General features: G+C 42.8%; 17 protein-coding genes. 4 read left to right on the top strand and 13 right to left on the bottom strand.

Annotation, left to right across the window (positions count from 1 at the left end; translation table 11 throughout):
• Window positions 1-57: 57 nt before the first annotated feature.
• From NT178_18065 to NT178_18035, 7 genes are all read right to left on the bottom strand, one after another.
• The gene (locus tag NT178_18065) at window positions 58-1,221 is read right to left on the bottom strand and encodes a PD-(D/E)XK nuclease family protein (GenBank protein MCX5814424.1); all 1,164 of its coding nucleotides are present in this window, start codon (window positions 1,219-1,221) and stop codon (window positions 58-60) included.
• Between the two features lie 70 nt (window positions 1,222-1,291).
• Complete coding sequence (locus NT178_18060; protein MCX5814423.1) at window positions 1,292-1,927, bottom strand: hypothetical protein; 636 nt, start codon at window positions 1,925-1,927, stop codon at window positions 1,292-1,294.
• 4 nt (window positions 1,928-1,931) lie between these two features.
• The gene (locus NT178_18055) at window positions 1,932-2,726 is read right to left on the bottom strand and encodes a hypothetical protein (protein MCX5814422.1); all 795 of its coding nucleotides are present in this window, start codon (window positions 2,724-2,726) and stop codon (window positions 1,932-1,934) included.
• Window positions 2,727-2,842: 116 nt separating this feature from the next.
• Window positions 2,843-3,358 (bottom strand): hypothetical protein, encoded by a 516-nt coding sequence (locus NT178_18050; GenBank protein ID MCX5814421.1) that lies wholly within the window; start codon window positions 3,356-3,358, stop codon window positions 2,843-2,845.
• A 5-nt stretch (window positions 3,359-3,363) separates the two neighbouring features.
• A complete protein-coding gene (locus tag NT178_18045) occupies window positions 3,364-3,903 on the bottom strand; it encodes a hypothetical protein (GenBank protein ID MCX5814420.1) in 540 nt (179 codons plus the stop codon).
• Window positions 3,903-5,384: a DUF2779 domain-containing protein gene (locus NT178_18040; GenBank protein MCX5814419.1), complete on the bottom strand. Its 1,482-nt coding sequence runs from the start codon at window positions 5,382-5,384 to the stop codon at window positions 3,903-3,905. The genes NT178_18045 and NT178_18040 overlap by 1 nt, the downstream gene beginning before the upstream one ends.
• A gap of 93 nt (window positions 5,385-5,477) precedes the next feature.
• A complete protein-coding gene (locus NT178_18035) occupies window positions 5,478-6,425 on the bottom strand; it encodes a WYL domain-containing transcriptional regulator (GenBank protein MCX5814418.1) in 948 nt (315 codons plus the stop codon).
• Window positions 6,426-7,354: 929 nt separating this feature from the next.
• On the opposite strand from NT178_18035, the gene NT178_18030 reads away from it, so the two are divergent.
• Both NT178_18030 and NT178_18025 read left to right on the top strand, forming a co-directional pair.
• Window positions 7,355-7,867 (top strand): hypothetical protein, encoded by a 513-nt coding sequence (locus NT178_18030; protein MCX5814417.1) that lies wholly within the window; start codon window positions 7,355-7,357, stop codon window positions 7,865-7,867.
• A 375-nt stretch (window positions 7,868-8,242) separates the two neighbouring features.
• Window positions 8,243-10,201 (top strand): adenylate/guanylate cyclase domain-containing protein, encoded by a 1,959-nt coding sequence (locus NT178_18025; GenBank protein MCX5814416.1) that lies wholly within the window; start codon window positions 8,243-8,245, stop codon window positions 10,199-10,201.
• Window positions 10,202-10,241: 40 nt separating this feature from the next.
• On the opposite strand, the gene NT178_18020 is transcribed toward NT178_18025, so the two are convergent.
• From NT178_18020 to NT178_18005, 4 genes are read right to left on the bottom strand one after another with little or no spacing between them, the layout of a single operon-like run.
• Window positions 10,242-10,760 carry an OmpH family outer membrane protein gene (locus NT178_18020; GenBank protein MCX5814415.1) on the bottom strand — a complete coding sequence of 173 codons (519 nt, stop codon included), beginning with the start codon at window positions 10,758-10,760 and terminating at the stop codon, window positions 10,242-10,244.
• An 11-nt stretch (window positions 10,761-10,771) separates the two neighbouring features.
• Entirely contained in the window at window positions 10,772-13,513 is a 2,742-nt protein-coding gene (locus NT178_18015; protein MCX5814414.1) for a FecR domain-containing protein, read from the bottom strand.
• A 10-nt stretch (window positions 13,514-13,523) separates the two neighbouring features.
• The gene (locus NT178_18010; GenBank protein ID MCX5814413.1) at window positions 13,524-15,101 is read right to left on the bottom strand and encodes a surface lipoprotein assembly modifier; all 1,578 of its coding nucleotides are present in this window, start codon (window positions 15,099-15,101) and stop codon (window positions 13,524-13,526) included.
• A 48-nt stretch (window positions 15,102-15,149) separates the two neighbouring features.
• Window positions 15,150-15,914, bottom strand: coding sequence for an MBL fold metallo-hydrolase (locus tag NT178_18005; protein MCX5814412.1), 765 nt, complete (start codon window positions 15,912-15,914; stop codon window positions 15,150-15,152).
• 270 nt (window positions 15,915-16,184) lie between these two features.
• On the opposite strand from NT178_18005, the gene NT178_18000 reads away from it, so the two are divergent.
• Complete coding sequence (locus NT178_18000; protein ID MCX5814411.1) at window positions 16,185-16,679, top strand: hypothetical protein; 495 nt, start codon at window positions 16,185-16,187, stop codon at window positions 16,677-16,679.
• A gap of 174 nt (window positions 16,680-16,853) precedes the next feature.
• Window positions 16,854-18,395 (top strand): GTPase HflX, encoded by a 1,542-nt coding sequence (gene hflX / locus NT178_17995; GenBank protein MCX5814410.1) that lies wholly within the window; start codon window positions 16,854-16,856, stop codon window positions 18,393-18,395.
• On the opposite strand, the gene NT178_17990 is transcribed toward hflX, so the two are convergent.
• Together NT178_17990 and rlmN are read right to left on the bottom strand one after the other, a co-directional pair.
• Window positions 18,367-18,864: a hypothetical protein gene (locus NT178_17990; protein ID MCX5814409.1), complete on the bottom strand. Its 498-nt coding sequence runs from the start codon at window positions 18,862-18,864 to the stop codon at window positions 18,367-18,369. The two genes, hflX and NT178_17990, sit on opposite strands and share 29 nt — an antisense overlap.
• Window positions 18,865-19,027: 163 nt before the next feature.
• Complete coding sequence (gene rlmN, locus NT178_17985; GenBank protein ID MCX5814408.1) at window positions 19,028-20,074, bottom strand: 23S rRNA (adenine(2503)-C(2))-methyltransferase RlmN; 1,047 nt, start codon at window positions 20,072-20,074, stop codon at window positions 19,028-19,030.
• Window positions 20,075-20,085 lie beyond the last annotated feature (11 nt).

The raw sequence follows: 20,085 nt of genomic DNA, 5'->3' as shown, positions 1-20,085 counted from the left end.
TCTAATTCTAAGAGATGGGCATAATTACCGCAATTTATCCAAGAGACTTGGTCCCGCCTACAACGCTTGATAAATTTTCTCGGCATACTCGATTACCATATCCGCAAGTTTATCGTTGCAAATAATGTCCATCCATGGTTCTTCGCTATTGAGCCAATAAAGGTAAGGTTCAGGACCATCTATTCTCCAAAGCCACCCGTCGCCATTTTTGCCAGTTGTAATATTGCTATTGAGGCGATTCCGGATTTCTTCTTGGTTTAAGAGATTTTTATCTAATATACCATAATGCAATCCCTGACATTGTTTGCCATCAAATTCAAACCATACTTCATATTGTTGTTGCTCCTTAGCAAAGGAAATCCCGAAACATGAATATTTATTCCAATACTCAATATGCCAGTCAAGAATCCAGGACCTTTTTTGAACTCTGTCGGTAAGTTGGGCTTTAAGCTGATCAAGTAAATCTATCTTGATGCCGTCAATATTGGCAGCTACCTTAAGGGCTGCCCGAAGCGTTTCCTTCGTTTTTCTTACGGCGTTGGAGATTTCATTAAATTCAGTCATGTCGTGTACCCCCATAAATTGCTGACGGATATAATCCGAAAAATCATCAAGAAAATGTCTTACCCTTTCAGACTGGCAGACAGCCTTGCAGCCAGTTAGCCAATCCAATAGGGTAGAGTATGGTTTAACTTTGAGCTGTTCTTTTCTCTCTAATTCCGCCCTATTGGTTGGCAAAACACTCGCTTCAGTTGGTGGTTCGCCTGTACCAGATAAATATAACAGGCAAAAATTGTTAGGATGGCTACTCTTCACCTGTTTGACATAATCGCTTACCTGTTCACTTTGATCGCCGGTCCATGGCTTATTTTCGATGACAATGGCCGCATCCCCGAAGTCTATGATAATATCCATTCGGCGCATTGGATTGTCGATGCGGTCAGTAACCACTTCAGTTTGAACCTTTACCGGATTGGATTCAGCCAAGTAGCCTTCAAGTTGGGCCCAGTGCAGGAACGCCTTTAGAAACGCTGGACCTTGTGCATGTTCACCGGCAGGATCAAGCAATGTTGCCAGGATTTTTGACAATCGCATTTCATCCGGAGAGATAACATTAAAGCTATTAAAATCAGGGGCCAGCCGTGGTGCATACAATTCCCGTGCATGCTGAAAGCTTTCGAGTCTTCCGTGTAGGCCTCTAAGAAATTCATCTATATTCATAATCTATCCTCTAAAATTGTTAACATTTTACTTCAAGGGAACAAATAAAACAAGGCAAAGAAAGTGTACCTTAGGGATGACCTGGCGCAGCTTCTGGACTTGCTTTCAAGGGGTAGGCAGTTGCAAACTCAGATGGAAAACCATTATTCATTGTATCAATGCCGCCCACTTTTTTCCAAACAGCTATCCATTTATCTATCAGGGCAATCAATTTTTTCTCAAAAAACTCATGCTCTGCCGGGTTGAGAATTTCACGAATTTCTATTTCATTTCCCATATTGTTATTAAAGTCGTCAGTAACTTCTTTGGTTTTCTGAAGTAAGAAATGCATCTGCTCCTTTGTCCATGGCCACATATTTACCGTGACATAAGATTCTGTTTTCCCCTCACCATCAAGCTCGAAGCGCATTCCAAAATAGCAGTCCACCGGAGCTACAAAAAGCTTTAACGAAACCTCGGCTCTGCTTCCATCATAGCCTGGGTCTGACAGACCATCAGGATTTATATAGGGTTTTAACCAGCTTTCATCAATATCCCTGCCCATGGCATCGCCAAGTTCTTTGATTTTTCCTGTTAGGGCATTTAATGTTCGTTTTTGAACCTCTACCCTGAACTGTTGTACTGTAAGTAACGCAAACAGATACGATTGCATTCCTTGTTCCAATAAATTATCGAGAGAAACATTCAGGTTTTTCTGATTATCCATATTGTTATCGCCTTAATATTAATTCCATATAATCTATCAATTTTGAGCTGCCGGAAAAACCGCTGACTGAAAGGCCTAACAAAGTTTGTTCGACTATACCGACAAATATTGCTATTGCTGATTTAACGAGTAGATTATCAAGACTCCCTTCTGTAAGAATTATTTGTCTGAGGTTAAGACATAAATCAGCCCATCTCAGCACTTTATATCCATCGTATTCTTCATGGAATGAATTAATTACAAGCAGTATATGGTGGCACTTCGGAATATGTTCAAACCCTCTCCCTTCAAGCGATTTTCTATAAACACCTTGCTCCTGAACATGAGCTATTCTGGCGTCGATTACCTTCACTGCAACGTGTATTAAAAGTATATCTGTATAAATTATCAGGATATCGGTCCTGACATACGGTGTTTCCGGACATGGCCGAACACTTACCTCCTTCTTAATAACAGGCGTCAAAGAAGTGCAGGATTTCAGGGTTGTTTCGTCTGTTATCCCGAATATACTCAATATTTGTGCACCGCTGAGCTGCATCAGAATCCATATAAGCCAGTCGGCATATCCTTCTTCTTCTCTCTTATAATTACCGGCAGACAATTTATTCTGACCCAAATCAACGGTGAACGGTTCTCTGAGGTGCATAGATTTAAACCTGTTATCTGACTTAGAGACCAATTCCCTTAAATCATCCTTGAAAAGCCGGCAAACAACTTTACCGGCGGAAATAAAATAGTCTATGGCTTCCCACATCAGCAACTGCCCAGATGTACCGTTTTGCAAGCTTCCTCCGTCCATAAGGATTCTCCTTTACAAGTCAGTATAGCAGACCCTTCTGCCACCTGTTTGGCAGCGGTATTTTTTATCTAAGAAATGTAATAGAAAAATTTATAGTCGATTGGCTGCATCCAAAGTTAGGAGGCTTCCCAATCTGCTGCCTCCGGTGGAATAGTGCTGTACCAATTGCAAGTCTCTAATTCGCCGTCAAAAAAAGCGTTAATCCTGTCCCAACGTTCAAGACAGAGAGGCCAAGCATCTTTTGGCAGCATATATAGTTTCCGTGACCATTCATCCTTTACGAACTTGCCGACCCATAAGGATGGGACAAGGAACACGCGTGGATTCCATGGAGGTGTATCGCTTTCCTGCAAATCGACAAACGCATACCAGAGATGGTCACTAAAGCGATTGACAGCGGAGGAGCCGACATCCCATTCACACAACTCCTTGCCGTATCGATTAGGCCGGTGCGCCCATCTGGATGTTTTGACTTGAATTGACAGTGCAAGCTCTCCGTCTGGCTTCGCTACAATCACATCAACGGCAGGCACATTGCCAAGTGTAATAGCGGCGTGTATACCACGGATTGAGAGGCAATAAGCGACGTAATGCTGACCAGCAGCGCCAATGAATTGAGATCTTCCTTTCATTTCTTCTATCCTCCTAAATTGGTTAAACCCATTTGATTGCCAGCCTTCCGGCAAACAGAATCCTGCGATATTTTTAACGCTTCCAGAATTTCGAAAACCTTTTCATCCTGATCAAATAGAAACAAGCCGTAGAGAGTATCTTCAATGGTTGAATCGTATTCAATATTCCATTTGAGCTTAAACCGATGTTCTATTTCACTGAAATATTCTTCGAGCTTTACGATCCAGTACGTATCATGTTTATGAAAGACCTCATGGAAGTCCTCCGGTCCAAGACATGGTTCCATAACACTGGAGAAATAGAAGGTGAGGGCAAAGTAGATGGAATCGTTGGAGGTGTCTATTCTTATTGTGGCGATGTCAAAGGGAGCAACCTTCGGAACTGGAGGATCAGTGATGAAAAACCGCTGTGGTTTTTCTGGCAGTTCGGAGCTGTTGGCATTGGATTTGCGAATCCAGTCAAAAAAAGGATCGCTCCAGGTTGTAACAAAACCCCTTTCTTCCAGGGCTCGTTTTATTTCCGTATCATTCCTAAGGTTTAACACTATAAGATAAGTGCCTTCAGCTTCTCCAAAATCTTCACCATTCCCAAAGTATCGAGCTTACAGTATTCGAGGAGGGCTTTCCTGATTCTTTCAATTTCGTCCTGATCTTTGGAGGTACACATCTGGAAGTAGGCATCCATAGCCATACCGCCGTCAGCAACTTCCATACCGTTATAACTCAGCTCAGGTACAAGAGCAGGCAGTACAGCCTTCTGTGAGTAAGAACCACACATTTCCCATGAGTAGACATATTTGCTTCTGAAAGGTATTGCCAGGTCAATAATGTTTTCTGTAATTTCAGCAATTGTATCCTTGTATTCTGGAAGCCATACAGCAAGTTCATTCAGTCTGTTTACCTCAAAAGAGGAGTTGTAGGCAAGTCCGCATGACCCCTGGGGAATCTCATAAAGGAGTTTTTCGATAAGCTCTCTCCTCGGATCAACGTTGGGTTGAGCAATGTATTCATAGTGTTGAAGGGGCACTCCTTCATTTATCTGCACGAATAGAGAATACTGAAAAGGCATCTGCTGGTAGGGTGACATCCCGTCATAAAGGGGGATGGCAGGCATATATGTCTCGAAATCAAGAAAATAGAGCGGATACCAGAGCCGTGAAAGGAATTTCCTTAACTGTTCCTTGTCAATTATGCTGCTTTTGTCCCTTGCGCACTCAACTTGAATCCTCTGGCTGTTCGTGAGAATGTCTGTGGGGATGTCGATGAGTCTTTTGACCCCCTTGTAGTAAAGGTCGTAACGGTCAACGCCCCTGCCTGCCAGGTCAAAGACAGACCCTTCCCGAATGTGTTTCCAGCAGTGGCTGCTAAAATCACATGGGTACGGGTCGTCGCAGTAACTTCCAATATCAATTTGAGGCACGTCACCATTCAGCATCTCCCGCATCTTTGCAACCTCTTCCCTGACTAAGCTTTCTTTCTCCTGAACCATACCGGTAAGGTCCTCTGAGATAAAGAGTTTACCAACCTCTATTTCACCGTTACGTATATACTGGTTGTTGATATGGACAAGACATGCCCTCGATACGGGGATACCGGCATTTTTAAGGACATAGTACTGAAGGGAAATGTCGTTTGTGTGGTATTCCTTGACCTCCGTTGATCCCTTTACCTCATAGAGTTCCCAGCCGTCAGCACCTTTGTAAAGGATATCAACTTTAATGAAAATATTGTCATATCTGAAGGCGCCTTCATAGATCGTATGGCCCGTCCTGACTGCTTCATCTGTTCTTGCAAGCTGCTCATCATAACTTAATCCCTCATACGGAATCTCTATGCCTCCCGGGAATAAATCCTGAGCAAGGATGCCGACTTCTTGTCCGCTCTCCATTCTTGCCTGCTGGTCCTCAGAAGGCGTCTCTGCCAAATCAGGTTGGTGCTTCTTGAGATAGAGTGATTTGTGGCACTGGAGAGCCCTGATAAAGAGCGACTTGTTTAGGTATATTTCATCTTTCTTGTTATATTCCATGGTACTCCCTTTTTTTACAAAAGTCTTTATTGCTGATTTGTGCTCCTATTCATCGATCTACAAAACAGCTATCCGATATTGTTTTTTGACCCTTCACGTTTTACCTTTCATTGTTTTCCTGTTTTTCTCAATGGATCTAGTCAAGTCTTCCAATAGTGTTGCCTTAAGTTCTTTCGGTTCTATAACCTCAACATATGGGAGCCATTTATATACCCATTGCTTTATGCCTTCAATGCCGTTAACAATAAAGGTCAGTTCAATTCTCCCGTCATCAAGAGGGTGATCCTGCTGGCTTTTATGCCATTTTTTCCGCAGAATATAGGGTTTTATATCTTCATCAAATCTCATGACTACCTCTACGGGTTCACCATCGATATATGTTCCGAAAGCACCTGCAAGTTCATCTTCTTGCGGGATTCTTCCAGGGACAAAGTGTTCATCGAGTATTCTCATTGATTTTATACGATCAAGAGCAAAAGTTCTAAAATCTTTTCTCAGATTACAATATGCCCTGAAATGCCATAAATCATCCTGGGAAAAAAGATAGTAAGGGTTTACCTTACGTTTTGTCACTTCGTCTGAATAGAGCGCCCTGTAAACAAGTTCAATCTTCTGAAAATTCTGAATTGCCTGGTGAATGGAAAAAAGGTACTCTCCAACCTTGGCTGAAAAATCTTCATGAGAGAAAATAACATTCTTTAATACCCCGGATTTCTTTATGGAAATCTTTTTTTCTATCTGATCAAGGGTAGTTTCCATGCCGGGGCCAAAATTACCGAGGAGTTTCCTGGCCAGAGAGAAGGCAAGGATCTCTTCCAGTGTAAGGTCCGGCTTGCTCAGGCTATACCCTTCTTCGAAGGTATATGTACCCTTTTCCCTGTCAAAGTTGATGGGGAAATCGGCATCTTTCAGGGTTGTCACATAGCGGTAGGTGCTCCTCTCACTGATATTCAAATCATACATAAGCGACTGTACTGTTACCTTTTCTTTTCTGTCAAGCATGTTAAGAATCCTCATTAATGAATCAAATTTAAATGACATTTATACCTCCACATGTTTCTTGTGTATTTTATACCATGCCTGACTGCCAAGTGTATGGCAGTGGAAAATATATTTTGAAAAAAATGCTGAATATAAGTTTGATAATTAACAGACAATATTTTTAAATAATATTTCTTCGATGGCGATAAAATATTTCAACTGGCAACCGACAATTTTACTTATGCCCTGGCCTGCAAGTTTTATGGGCGGCGTTAATAACCGGCGAATTTAATTTTCCCACTGATTACTTTTGCGGATTACGGAAAGAAAGCTGCCATTCGAACGCTCCAGTTGCAAATCTCGACTTCAATAAATAATCATCGGATCCATTGAAAGGGCCATAGGCTTGATTGGTAGGTGGCTTTAATAATTTGGTAAAACAATTTTCATATTGATCATCCTTGTGCATTATCGAATGAAAGCTGCTACACAAACGCACCAGTTGCAAATCTCGACTTCAATAATTCTCAGATTTGCAGGAAAGCCTGTATGTTTGATAGGTGGGTAGAAGCGATAATTTTCTGCTATTCACAGGAAAGAATCAATAAAACCAAGTAACGAATATCAAAATAGGTGGGGCTTTCATTAAAAGGGCTGAGAAAAATAAGCAATGTATGAAACAAGGGACACCCAGAGTTAATTAGCTCGCAAAAACATCACGGGCTTCATTTTTATTCCACCCCATAAGGTTGCTACGGGCTTCATACCATATCTGGCTATGAGTGTCCCTTGTTTGCTGTAATAGCACATGAAGTTATATGTGTCAAGCACCCTTGCAGGATATGCCACGGCAAAGAGAATCGATAAAGGCTACATCAACAATTGGTGAATAGAGGGGATATGGGTCATGCCGGTTTGGCACTTGTAAAAAGTCCATTTTCAGTATAGCCTAATTAAAAGACTATCCCACTATCCTATGGAACAGAAGAATGTTTGATATTCAAAGACAATACCTGTTTTTCGTTGCGCTGCTTGCGTGCTTGCTTTGTCTTGTTTTCCTTCCAGTATCCGTTTGCTCTCAGAATCTTCAATCTGCAACGCCGCCCCTATCATCCGGCAATGTATCTGATGGAACATATCAAAAAAACGAAATAGAGAGTTTTCTTGCCAAATTCAATGGCTGTGCCTGGCAAAGAGCACCGAATAATCCATCTCGTGACGTATATCTTGAGCTAAAGGACATGACCCTGGTACTTTATGAATATCTTAAAGATAAATACTACTGTTATATCACCTCCAGCATTTGCTTTACTCAGGTGGAACTTTGGCGGATAAAGGTGACAGGATACGATACTATGTTGACCGACCAGTACGGAAATGTATATCAAGTTGTTATAAACAGGACCGGGGAAACGATCACAATACACGGCAAAGACAACGCCGGTGGCAGGGAGTACATAATCGGTACATTCGTCAAGTACTTTTGTTCAGATAAATTCTGACACTTTTGTGCAAATATACATACTCCATTCAAAATAGATGCCTATGACAAATCCATTATTTGCGCTAATATTTTCTCGGCTCTTATTGAATGCCCACTGTGATAAAACTGTAATAAAACTGTGATAAAAAACATTAAAAAATAGGGTATTTTATTAAAACCCCATGAAATTAATTTTCTTAAATAGTAAGTAAAAACAACTAATTAACCAATATTTTCGAGCTCCATAAGGTCCAATGCTCTGGCTCCGGAGGCAGACGCTCTATCCAACTGAGCTACGGGCGCAAAATGATAAATATTTAATTTAATAATTCAATATGATACTATCTGTCTACTATACCACATTAGTAATGCTTGAAAAAGGACAAATTCGCATATGAGAAAAACACTCCTTCCAACAATAATCGGGGTCATTATTACACTTATATTTGCTACACTTGTTGTCATCAAATTTGTTCCTCTTGAGCGCCTTGAACTTCTTCTCTACGATGTAAGATATCATATTCATGGAATGAAAGCTCCGTTGAAAGAGGTCGTAATTGTGGGGATTGACGACAAAAGCCTTGAAAAAATAGGAAGATGGCCCTGGGACAGGAGCAAAGTAGCCCTTATGATAGATGCTTTAAATGAAATGGGAGCAAAGGTCATTGCTCTGGATATTATTTTCAGCGAACCCTGGAAAGACGATGATGTTCTTGCAGCATCCATAAAAAAAGCCGGAAACGTTATCCTCCCTGTTGTTTTTGATTTTAAGGGTGAAAAAAGCAAGATAAGCGAGAATATTCTGTATGACAGTTCTTTCCCTATGGTGCGCGACTCCGGTAATTTTAAGATATTTCCACCTATAAGCGCCAATAAAGTCCTTATGCCGTTAAAGGAAATTTCAGCGGGTGCAAAGACACTCGGTCATATTAATATGATCCCGGACAAGGACGGGGTCCTCAGGTGGGAAATAATGGCCGTGGAATTCGACGGGGAAATATTTCCATCCATAAGCCTCCAGGCAGCAAGGGTTTTTATGGGCTTGCCAATGGAGGCAATGACGCTGAAGGCAACCGATGGGATTCAACTGGGGGATAGCTTTATCCCTACGGATTTCTGGGGTAGGACGCTCATACGCTACTATGGGCCGGAGGGGACGACGCCGCAAATATCTGCTCTTGATGTTCTTCAGAACAAGGTAGCCCCATCTAAAATTAAAGACAAGATCGTTCTTATCGGGGCAACTGCGGTAGGGATATATGATTTGAGGGTAACACCCACAGGGATCATGGCCGGTGTGGAGAAGCACGCGAATGTTATAACATCTATATTGCATAAAGATTTTATTTTTAGAATCACAAATCTTACAAATATTTTGATTATTCTTATCTCCGGCATAATTTTCTCTATTTTGATTGTAAGGCTAAAAGCGTTATTCGGCGCCCTTCTCTCCTTTGTTTTTATAGGAGCGCTTTATTTGATTGCCAATTATTTCTTTTTCGAGAAAAATATATGGATTGACTTAAGCTTTACAGGGAGCAACCTGGTAATTACATATTTTACTATAACGGCTTACCGGTATGCAACAGAGGAGCGGTATGCCAAAAGGATACGGGGCATGTTCTCGAGTTATGTGACGGAAAGAGTTGTCAATGAACTTATAAAGAATCCAAGCCTTGCAAAACTTGGCGGCGAGAGAAGGGAAATTACCGTCATGTTTTCAGACGTGCGGGGTTTTACAACATTTTCAGAGAAACATTCGCCGGAGCAGGTTGTGCAAATTCTCAATGAATATCTTGGAGAGATGACGGATATAATATTCCAATGGGAGGGCACCCTTGACAAGTTTGTGGGGGATGAGATTGTCGCCTTCTGGGGCGCCCCCTTGCCCCAGGAAAACCATGCAGAGCTTGCAGTCAAATGTACGCTTCATATGAAGAGGAGGTTGGGTGAGCTTCATGCAAAATGGGAATCTGAAGGCAGAGAGTCTCTTTATGCAGGTTTCGGCATCAATACCGGTGAGGTTATCGTAGGCAATATCGGTGCTGAAGGGAAAAAGATGGATTATACGGTTATTGGCGACAATGTGAACCTGGGCGCAAGGGTGGAGGGACTTACACGTAAATACGACTCGGACGTCATTATTACAGAATCTACCCTCGATAAAATAAGAGGGATAATCACCGAAGGGAAGATGTGGAGACTAAAAGTCGAAGGGCTTGACAGGGTTGCGGTAAAGGGCAAAGCCGAGCCTGTTGCAATCTATGCGATATCATCTTTAGGAGAGGGAGAGGAATGCGCTATTGCAGAGTGTTCTGCAGAAAAAGAAGTGGTGAAGTTTTCTGAGAAGTAGTAAAAAAGCCCTGACTGTAAGGCAGGGCTTACTGTAATACTTACTTGAATTGTTCAAGTATCTTGCCTGTGATATCAACCGTGTTTTTAAAGTGGACTATTCCGGCAGCAGTTTTTTCAAATATGATAGTATAATTCTCCTGTTCGGCTATTTTTTTGATAATTACATCTATTTCCAAAAAGGCCTTCTGTGCCAGTTCCCTGTCCATCTTCATCGCCTCGGCGTTAAAATCCTCTTTCATCCTTCTGATTTCCTTGCTTTCGTCAACAAGCTTTTCTTCAATGGCCTTCCTGTCCCCCGGCAAAAGACTGCTGCCATCCTTTTTGATCTTGTCTTCAATAGCCTTTGCAAATTCTTCTTTATCCTGTAGAGGCTTTCTTTTTGTTTCAATGCTTTTCAGAAAATCCTGGCGGTAACCGCCAACGGTTTTTGACTCCCTCATGATCTTTTGGAGGTCGAAAATCCCGATTTTAAGTTCCTGTGCTGAAACCGGGAGCATATCCAGTACGGCAACAATACAGATTATAAAGAAGCAGGCAATGACCGTTCTTTTTGTCATATGCATGTCGTTTATTTCGCCACCCCCGCTGCAGAGCCGGAAAACGATCCAGTTGTTGATGTAGTGGGTGCTATTGTACCTGAACCTGCGCCCATAAATGTTACAGCGCCGTTGTATGTGCCTCCGCTTAAGCTTCCGGTGCCGTTCTGTATTTTGGATACCCATATCTTTGCGCTTGTATCCCATCGCTTGACATCAAACTGCGCGGAAAGACCGCTGCCGCTTATGTTTACAGAAGATGATGTAGACGGGGTACCTGTGTAAGTGCCGTTCACGCTCCCTGTTGCCCATACCTGCGGTACAACGCCGGCAGATGTTGAAAAGAATTTTACATCGTTCATGTTAACGGTCAGGTTGTTTCCTGAACCACTTAAGTTTGCGCTCCCCACCTGAACACAGGGGACATTGAGCACCTGCAGACTTGCCCTGCCGGCGTCTGTTGCAACCATTTCAAGATATTTGTTTGTACCAATAAACCCACCTACCAGGACGGATTGGGCAGTCAATGAAACCGGGTCAAAGGTACCGACAATATCGCCGAAATAGAGCCATGTTCGGCCGTCTCCGTCGGGGGTTTTGCCTGCACCGTATCCGCTCACTCTACCGTCCAACCTTTTATCGGACCATTGCGTCCCCACAATTGCCAATTGGTCTATTTTATAATTGCTGTTATTTGTGTTATCCATACTTATCGTTGCAGTCCAATCATTTCCTGCGGTGCCCTGGTAAATAAAAGCTGCCTCTGTATTCCATATGCCCCAGTTCTGGGTTGAAATCTGTTGATAATACATGCTGTCTCTTATCTTGGTATCAGTAATCGTTCCGCCTGCCGTAAATGAACCAGTGCCGGAAATGGAGCTGCCCGCATAAGAAGAAGAGCTTATGCTGGAATAAAGGTCTGCAGGCAACACGCCTATATTGGATGCAATTTGTGCACTGAATACGTTGCCGCTTAATGCGAATGTATCATCACTGCTGTTTGCCGTGCCGGTAAGCGAGCCTCTGCTGCCTATGTACCCTGCGCTATTGCCTGAAGGGTTAATATAAAGGAGCGCAATTCTGGCTTTCACATTTTTATTTAGCTCGGACGCGCTGAACACCCCATAATAGGCGCCGCCATCACTGGTTGTTTTATTGCTGTTCGAATTGTTTTGACTGTATATTGTGTTATTAACAATTGTTCCGTGGTTGCTGCCACCTCCGTATCCTGTCCCTGTCACTGTTACAGGCACTTCAGTACCCTGTGTCCATAACTGGCCTGAACCCTTTAGTGTCCCTGTGACAGAACCGCTGCTATACCATTTCGGAATAGAAGTATCTGAGATACTATCTGAACTACTTAACGAATAGAGGGTGCCCGAAGTAGTGCTGCTTGCCTGAACCAAGAAGACATTCCAGTACCTGTCGGTGCCGGTTGTGGGGACATTATAGGTAGCTATTACATTATTGCTGGCGTCTTTCACTTCGACAACTGCGCTGGAAGCTGTTATCGAAGGGCTTCCGGAATAATTATATACATAATAATTGGTATTGCCGACGGTAAATTGCTGAACGGTGATTGTCTCAGGGCCATATCCCGACGTTTTATCCTGGTCTAATTTTGCATAGGGGTAAGCAGATGATGATCCTTTGTCGTAGTAATATACATGATATCTTGAACCAGAAGAACTTGTTGCCGCAATCAATGCATGCGCATCAAGATCGCTCGGAGTTGCCCCCCAGGTAAGTTTAATATATAACGGCGAAGTGACAGCGCCGAATAATGTATAATCGCCTGCAAAATGCCATATGGATGTAGACATGTAACTTTTAAAATTGGTATTTGAAGGTGCTGGAGGTACAGGCGGCGGCGGTGGTGGCGGCGGTGGCGGCGGCGGCGGCGGCGGCGGCGGCGGAGCAGGAGCCGGTGCAACAGGCCCAACCGGTGCAGCATTCGGATTGAATCCGCCTGAAGACTGTGTGCCTCCGGTTGATGTACTACCTGTGCCGGTACCCGATGTACCGCCCGTTCCAGTGCCCGATGTACTACCTGTGCCGGTACCCGATGTTGTGCCTCCGGAAGCCTGTTGTCCCTGGCCCCCTTCGCCCTTCGGTTTTTCTACTGTTGTCACGGCATTGACCTGAACGGATATTTCATTCGATGTAGCTGTTCTTGGAGGCGTCGGGGAACCGGTGGCAGATGCTATAAAAGATATGGTGCCGCCCACAATGTTCACTATTCTCCTTTGCGGGTCATTGGGGTTAAACTGGTACCCCCTGCCGATAGTAAAGAGTGTGCCTGTAACGCCCCGGAGGAAAGAAACGATCATATTGGAGCCCCTGATCCCTGCTACAGCATTGGGGGTATGAACTTCATACTTGTTGCCTTCTGCAAATCCGGCTACCTTTTTGATAAACTCTTCGCTGGAGATAGCCTGAACCCTCCCGCGGTGGAGCTTGATGATATTGCTGCTCTTATCCCCTTCAAACATGGCTTCTTTTATCTCGGCCCTGGTGTTCGGGGCAATCTTTAAAATATTGCCGTTTATAAAAACAATCTCTATCCTGCCGTCGCTCTTTGCACGGTAGATATCGCCCACATCTACAGGTTCTCCTGTTTTTACCGGTGCTGCTGCATTCTTCCCCGGCTTCAGGACGTCTACTCTGCCTTCAAGGAGACTGACCTTACCGGCCAGGACAGCATGAGACAGGCTTGCAAAGGATAAGAAGACAAGAGAAATAATCGCAAAGGATATAACAAGATGTCTTTTCATAATAACCTCCTTAAAACCTGTATTCTACACTGATAGAAGCAATGGATTTGTCATAATCGTATGTGCTTATATTGGAATTGTCCTTAGTATAGGTAAATTGTCCGATAATGTCCATATTCTTGAAAAGCGTATAGATAAGGCCGATGGAGTTGGTGAATGTATCGTCCCTTCTTGCGATGTTAAAGATCGTGTTGTCGTGTTTGTATTTTGTAAATGCGGCATCCGATGAATACTGGAACTTGAGGTTCTTCTTCAGTGGATAGAGGAAACTCAGGCTGAACCTGTCCTCATCATAGGACCAGTTGTGCCCGTCGGTTCCCATGGCGGTATAGGTATACTTAATGGTAAATATTCCTGTTCCTTCTTTAAAAAAGTATGTCCATCCGAGAGAGCCACTGTTGCTCTCGCCGTCCCGGTCTTCATTGGGGTCCGGAGCCACGGTAATTTCGGTAGTATTGTAATATTTATTCCGCATAAACCCGTAAGTAAGCTCCAGAATATTCTTGTCGTTGATCATATATCTTGCTGTAGGGGTGAGTCCCATAGTAAGGAGATACCGGGTATCCGACCACCAGTCAAGTTTGTTCAGGAAATCATTGCCCTTTTCCCTCTGCAGGTTGATATAGCCGAATAGAAGCGGTACGGTAAGAGCAACCTTGCTGAAGCTGTATCCGGGGGTGACCGTGACAGACTGTTGCGCCAAGTTGTAATCGTCCCTTCTCATATAACGGTCGGCAGATAGGGTGTACTGCACGGAAAGGCTATAGGGGGTTTTGAAAGAGAAAGGTGCGATGTAAATGGCACGGATGTTTGCATTGAGCGCTGTGTCTTCCTGACCGGAAACCATAGATGAGTTATTCGGGTTATCGAAGACAGTACCTGATGCAGGCCGTGCATTCACGTTGGAATCGTATTTGTAGCCGAGGCTCACATTGAACCTGAAAGGTCGTTCCGCCTCTATCTTGTCTGTTACGGCCCTGTCGTAATCCCTTGCATAGGTGGCGAGGTCTGATGTGGGATCAAGGGTAATCAATGATTTAAAACGTTTCTGTGAGTCCTTTAGCTTTCCTATCTTCATATAGGCGCTGGCGATCTGGAAATCGGCTGCCTGGGCAACGGTCTTGTCCATCTCCTTTGCTTTCTCAAAGGCAACAATGGCGTCGGCGTTTTTGTTTTCTTTAAGCAAATTGAGCCCTTTCAGGAATTGAATACGTGCAGGAGCGATGCCTTCTTTTTCACCCACTGCAATCCATTTATTTGCTTCATCTAAGTTTTCAGTCTGATATAATGAGTCTATCAGCTCTACAAGGGCTTCCCTGACAGGAGGGCTGAAGGTGACGGCATCCCGCAGATGAGGCACAGCCTCTTTGTAATTCTCCAGGATTTTGTAGGTAAGTCCGAGATAAAAGGCTGCCGTTGTTGAGGTGGGTTCAAGCTTACGAGCCTCAATGAGGTTTGCAAGGGCCTCTTCATAGTTTTCATCTTTGAAGTCTTTGAGGCCTTGGTCAAATAAGGTTTCACTAAAGGCAAAACCCGCAAGAAATAAAATAAAAAAACATGAAGCAAAAGTAATAAAATATTTCTTCATAACCCACCCCGTTATATTAGATTTATATTTAAAATCACCTATAGTATATCATAATACTATCCTGGCCCCCTGTTCAAGAGGTTTGATATTACTTCTTTCTGATAGAGTTAATTCATTCAGAATTTCATTCAGGAAAATGGGTTTTATATGGCTTATATAAACCGGCATATCGTCAAGCCCGAACCTGTCAAGATGCTCAATGAGTATGGACAGCGTCATGTGTCCGGAAATCTTTGCCATGCCCTCTAAGCGGTTTGGAAATGAGACGTCGGCAATAATAAATTCTATGCCTTTCTCTTCTCTTGCCACCTCCCAGAACCTTTTCGTAGGACCGGTGTCTGCAGTGAACATGAAGCCCTTTTCGCCTTCTTTTATCACATACCCGACTGTATAAACGGTGTGTGTCATGAGAACAGGTTTTATGATGATGTTATCTATGAGTGATTCCTGCTCAAGCGCTATTTCCTGCAGATTTATGATGGCGTTGTTCACAGAAGGTATTATGGTAAAATCAGGCCATATGAGGTTATTGAAGAGGTTTTTAGATATAATATCAAGTATGTTTTTCACGCTCAGGAGTTTCAAGCCTTCTATATTCATCATGGCAAGCTCATCAGCAAAGGGGAAAATACCCTTAACGTGATCAATGTGCGTATGACTTATAATCACATTTTTTATACGACCCAACTGTTTATCGTCAAGCACTTCAGTAACCGTGCCTGCGTCTATCAGAAGGGTATCGTTTACAAGAAACGACGTTGCCCTGTAATTGCCCGTTACATTTCCATAACACCCGAGTATTTCTATCTTCATTTATTTCATGATATTAAAAATACTTAATTATGTCAAGTTATTTAGCAGATTTCTTATATAAAAGATCTTTCAGAATATCTGAGAGAAAGGGCACCCCCAATTGCCTGTAAAGTTTCGGGATAAAAGCCTCTCCCGGCATCGAATGAAAACTGCAATGGAAAACATCATTCGAGGTATGTCTTGGATAATGGATTTGATGAGCATTCATTTGACTTGCAAAATTGTGTATTTTAAATGATAATGAGTGGTAAATATGATTAAGGGAACTATATGAAGAGATGGTTTGTCGTGAATACTAAACCAAAAAACGAGGACAGGGCTGCAAACAATCTTTCAAGCGGAGATATAGAAGTTCTTGCCCCGAAGCTTAAACTGAGAAAATATAAGGATGGTAAATTTATCTATGTGGTTGAGCAGATGTTCCCGGGATATATCTTTGCAAGATTTCATCCTATAGATGATTTTCACCTTATAAAGTATACAAGGGGCGTGAAGACAATCGTACATTTTGGCGGCAAGATTGTCCCTGTACAAGATGAGATGATAGCATTTATCAGATACAGACTTGAAGACGGTGTAGCAACGCTTGAAAAGAAACAGTTTAAAAAGGGTGAAAAAATTCTGGTTAAAGACGGACCTTTTAAAGGTATAAGCGGGATATTTGAAAAGGAACTGGAAGGTAAAGACCGTGTAATGATACTCCTCGACAGTGTCAAATTCTCTGTATCTGTAGAGATAGACGGAGATCTTATTGTCAACGAATAACTAAAGGTTGTTTAAACCCTAACAAATGGCTAAAACAATTTAAAAACGAGGCAGACCATAGAACTCTACGGCAAAACACAGGGGCTTAATCGCCTTATAAAAAGAAGGCTTCTCAATCTCTACACAAAAAAAATCGAGCCTTCCCGGATTATCACCTTTGACACAGCAAAAAACATGATGCAAATTTCGAGGGAGATATCGAGACAGGTAGGTCTTATCATAAACAGGCGGGGTCTTGTTGAATATGTAGTGATTGGAGAAAAAGGAAGGATCGAAATACCTCCACTTGTGACTGAGAGAGTTGGGCGGGAAAGGTTCAGAGGGGTGCGTTTTGTCCACACGCACATAGAGGGGGAGCTTCTCTCAAAAGAGGACTTAACCGACCTTGCCATATTACAGCTTGATCTTGTTGCTGCTATCACCGAAAGAAGAGGTGAGTCAATAGAGATGATACATATCGGTCATCTTATACCGGAGGATAAAAAAGGAAAGGCATGGGAATTTATCGGTCCCGTGGTTATACAAGACCTTGAAATTGATTTCATCGGACTTGTAACCGAGCTTGAGAATGAGTTTGCCAAGGCTAAAGGGAGTCTTTATACGCTTGCTGAAGGCAGGGAACAAGCCGTCCTTGTCTGCGTTGTCCTGCCCGGCAGGCACAAGGATGTTGAAGACAGCATAGCTGAAGCAAGAGACCTCTGCTATTCGGCAGGGATAGCCGTATTGGATACGGCTATACAAAGGACCAAGGAATTGCATCCAAAGTACCTTATCGGCAAGGGTAAGCTGGAGGAAACTATAATGAAATGCCGGCAGCAGGAAGCAGACCTCCTTGTTTTTGATGAGGGATTGACCCCTGGCCAGATAAAGAATATCTCAGCCCTGACCGAACTTAAGGTTATTGACAGAAATCAGTTGATACTCGATATTTTTGCCCAACGCGCTAATACAAACGAATCGAAAATACAGGTAGAACTTGCCCAGCTTAATTATATTCTTCCGCGTCTTGCAGAGAAAAATGCCGCTCTTTCACGATTGACCGGCGGAATAGGTGCCAGGGGTCCCGGCGAGACAAAACTTGAGGTGAATAAGAGCAGGATACGGGCAAGGCTCTCATTTCTGCAAAAGAAGCTGGAAGAGATACGAAAAATAAGGGATAAAAAGAGGGAAAGAAGGAGGGATTCACTTATACCCATCGTATCTATTGTCGGGTATACAAATTCAGGCAAATCAACGTTGCTTAACCTGCTTACAAAAAGCAATGTTGAGGCAGAGGACAGGTCCTTCAGCACATTAAATCCAACAACAAGGCTCATAAAATACCCTGAACGGAAAAACATAATTGTAACAGATACGGTTGGTTTCATCAAAGACCTGCCCGAAGTGCTTCTCAGGGCTTTCATTGCTACCCTTGAAGAGCTGGAAGATGCGGACCTCCTCCTGCACCTTGTAGACATAAGCTCACCTGACTTTGAAGAAAAGATACATGTCGTGGAGAAACTCATTACAAAACTACACCTGAATGAGAAAAAAGTGTTTGTTGTTTTTAACAAGATTGACATGATTGACAGGGAATTCCTTGATCGTATAGAAGACCGTTACCATGCAGTTTCTATATCATGCAGGAAGAAGGAAGGGATAGAGCGCTTGCTTCAGACAATCGAAATAGAGCTTCACGAAGGACATCCTACGGTTGGGTTTCTACCAGAGACATAAAATATGCCTTTATATCCGGTGATGTATGGCCGAAGTCCATCCTGTCTATAAAATCACTTACAGACAAGTCCTTTGACTCCCTGAATATTGCATTTACTTTTGCATAAACATCACCGTTGTCGTCTTCAACCCAGGCAGATGCATAGATATTCCTGCCCTTGACCTTTACAACCTTCCCTTTGGCGACATAAGGCAAATTGCACATAACAGGTTTTACGAATTCCATTTCAACATGCCGGGTCATGCATATCTTTTTTGTCTCCATGAATATGACATACCAGATAATAACGTCCAGGATGCCGAAAATCATTCCCCCATGCAATACGTTTGTATAGCCTTCAAACCTGTTATCAATAAGCAGGTCGCAATATACAACGTTGTCTTTATGGAACATCTTTAGTTTTAATCCGTCTTCCCTGTTGAGATCACAGAAAAAAGAGTTCTTATATGTGGGTAGCGCATCATCCATATCCATCCTCCAAGTAAAACAATAACCTAATTTTGATGGTCTCGTAAAAAATCCTAAAACCGTCACTCCGGCGAAAGCCGGAGTCCAGAACTAATTGAATTTACTGGATTCCGGATCAAGTCCGGAATGACGAAAAGAGAAATATCGACTTTTTACGAGTTCATCAATTTTCATTCCGTTTTTTAAGATTTTCGTTTAAGTACCTCATGCCCAACTGTCCGCAGGCCCCGGCAATGTCCTTTCCCCTGGATTCCCTCACAATAACGGTGAAGTGTTTGCCCAGGAGATAAGCATGAAATTGTTCTATGGTTTTATCCGTTGGAGCTTTAAAGTCAATATACGGTGATTCGTTGTAGGGTATGAGGTTTATCTTACACCTAAGCCCGGCCAGCAACTCGGAGAGGAGTTTTGCACTATCGGGCGAGTCATTAATATCCTTTATCAAAATATACTCAAAGGTAATCCTGTTACGATTGCCTCCCTTAAAGCCCTTTACATAATCGATAATCTCTCGTATCGGATACAATCTGTTAATGGGCATAAGGTATGTCCTTGTTTTATCATCTGCTGCATTCAGGGATATTGCAATACCTGCAGCTTTCGGCTCTATCGTCTTCAGACCCCCTATTAAGCCCACCGATGATACTGTAATCTTCCTGTGTGAGAAGTCGAGGCCTACGGGGTCTTTCAATATTTCAAGGGCACGGCCGAAGTTGCCGAGATTGTCAATGGGTTCGCCCATGCCCATGAAAACGATATTTGTAATTTTCCTGTCGCTGAGATATTGTTTTACCCCTATAAGCTGCCCTACAATCTCTGAAACCTTGAGATTACGTATAAATCCTATTTTTCCGGTAACACAGAACCTGCATCCCATCCTGCACCCTATCTGGCTGGATATGCAAAGGGTATTTCTCTCTTTTTCCGGTATTAAAACGCTTTCAATAAGATTACCGTCTTCCCCGAGAAACCCGAATTTTATAGATCCGTCTGTTGATGTTAAAACATCTTTTATTTCAAGATGTTTTAAATCAAACATATCCTTGAATATTACACGCAGGCCTTTCGGGACATCGCTCATCTCATCAAAATCGAGGATGCCTTTATTATATATCCATTTAAAAAGCTGCCGGGACCGGTATTTTTCTTTTCCGAGGGCGCCGATCAGGGTTTCAAGTTCTTTTAGTGTAAGGCCATAAAAATTATTCATAACTTGGCTGA

It is taken from the genome of Pseudomonadota bacterium (assembly GCA_026388255.1).
Taxonomy (GTDB): Bacteria; Desulfobacterota; Syntrophorhabdia; order Syntrophorhabdales; family Syntrophorhabdaceae; genus JAPLKB01.
The sequence above is the reverse complement of the archived record's forward strand: the minus strand, read 5'-3'. Positions and strand labels throughout refer to the sequence as shown.

Coding starts and splice junctions, on each gene's coding strand:
- NT178_18065 (MCX5814424.1), bottom strand. CDS start 1,221: ATGAATATAGATGAATTTCTTAGAGGCCTACACGGAAGACTCGAAAGC.
- NT178_18060 (MCX5814423.1), bottom strand. CDS start 1,927: ATGGATAATCAGAAAAACCTGAATGTTTCTCTCGATAATTTATTGGAA.
- NT178_18055 (MCX5814422.1), bottom strand. CDS start 2,726: ATGGACGGAGGAAGCTTGCAAAACGGTACATCTGGGCAGTTGCTGATG.
- NT178_18050 (MCX5814421.1), bottom strand. CDS start 3,358: ATGAAAGGAAGATCTCAATTCATTGGCGCTGCTGGTCAGCATTACGTC.
- NT178_18040 (MCX5814419.1), bottom strand. CDS start 5,384: ATGGAATATAACAAGAAAGATGAAATATACCTAAACAAGTCGCTCTTT.
- NT178_18035 (MCX5814418.1), bottom strand. CDS start 6,425: ATGTCATTTAAATTTGATTCATTAATGAGGATTCTTAACATGCTTGAC.
- NT178_18030 (MCX5814417.1), top strand. CDS start 7,355: ATGTTTGATATTCAAAGACAATACCTGTTTTTCGTTGCGCTGCTTGCG.
- NT178_18025 (MCX5814416.1), top strand. CDS start 8,243: ATGAGAAAAACACTCCTTCCAACAATAATCGGGGTCATTATTACACTT.
- NT178_18020 (MCX5814415.1), bottom strand. CDS start 10,760: ATGACAAAAAGAACGGTCATTGCCTGCTTCTTTATAATCTGTATTGTT.
- NT178_18015 (MCX5814414.1), bottom strand. CDS start 13,513: ATGAAAAGACATCTTGTTATATCCTTTGCGATTATTTCTCTTGTCTTC.
- NT178_18010 (MCX5814413.1), bottom strand. CDS start 15,101: ATGAAGAAATATTTTATTACTTTTGCTTCATGTTTTTTTATTTTATTT.
- NT178_18005 (MCX5814412.1), bottom strand. CDS start 15,914: ATGAAGATAGAAATACTCGGGTGTTATGGAAATGTAACGGGCAATTAC.
- NT178_18000 (MCX5814411.1), top strand. CDS start 16,185: ATGAAGAGATGGTTTGTCGTGAATACTAAACCAAAAAACGAGGACAGG.
- hflX (MCX5814410.1), top strand. CDS start 16,854: ATGATGCAAATTTCGAGGGAGATATCGAGACAGGTAGGTCTTATCATA.
- NT178_17990 (MCX5814409.1), bottom strand. CDS start 18,864: ATGGATGATGCGCTACCCACATATAAGAACTCTTTTTTCTGTGATCTC.
- rlmN (MCX5814408.1), bottom strand. CDS start 20,074: ATGAATAATTTTTATGGCCTTACACTAAAAGAACTTGAAACCCTGATC.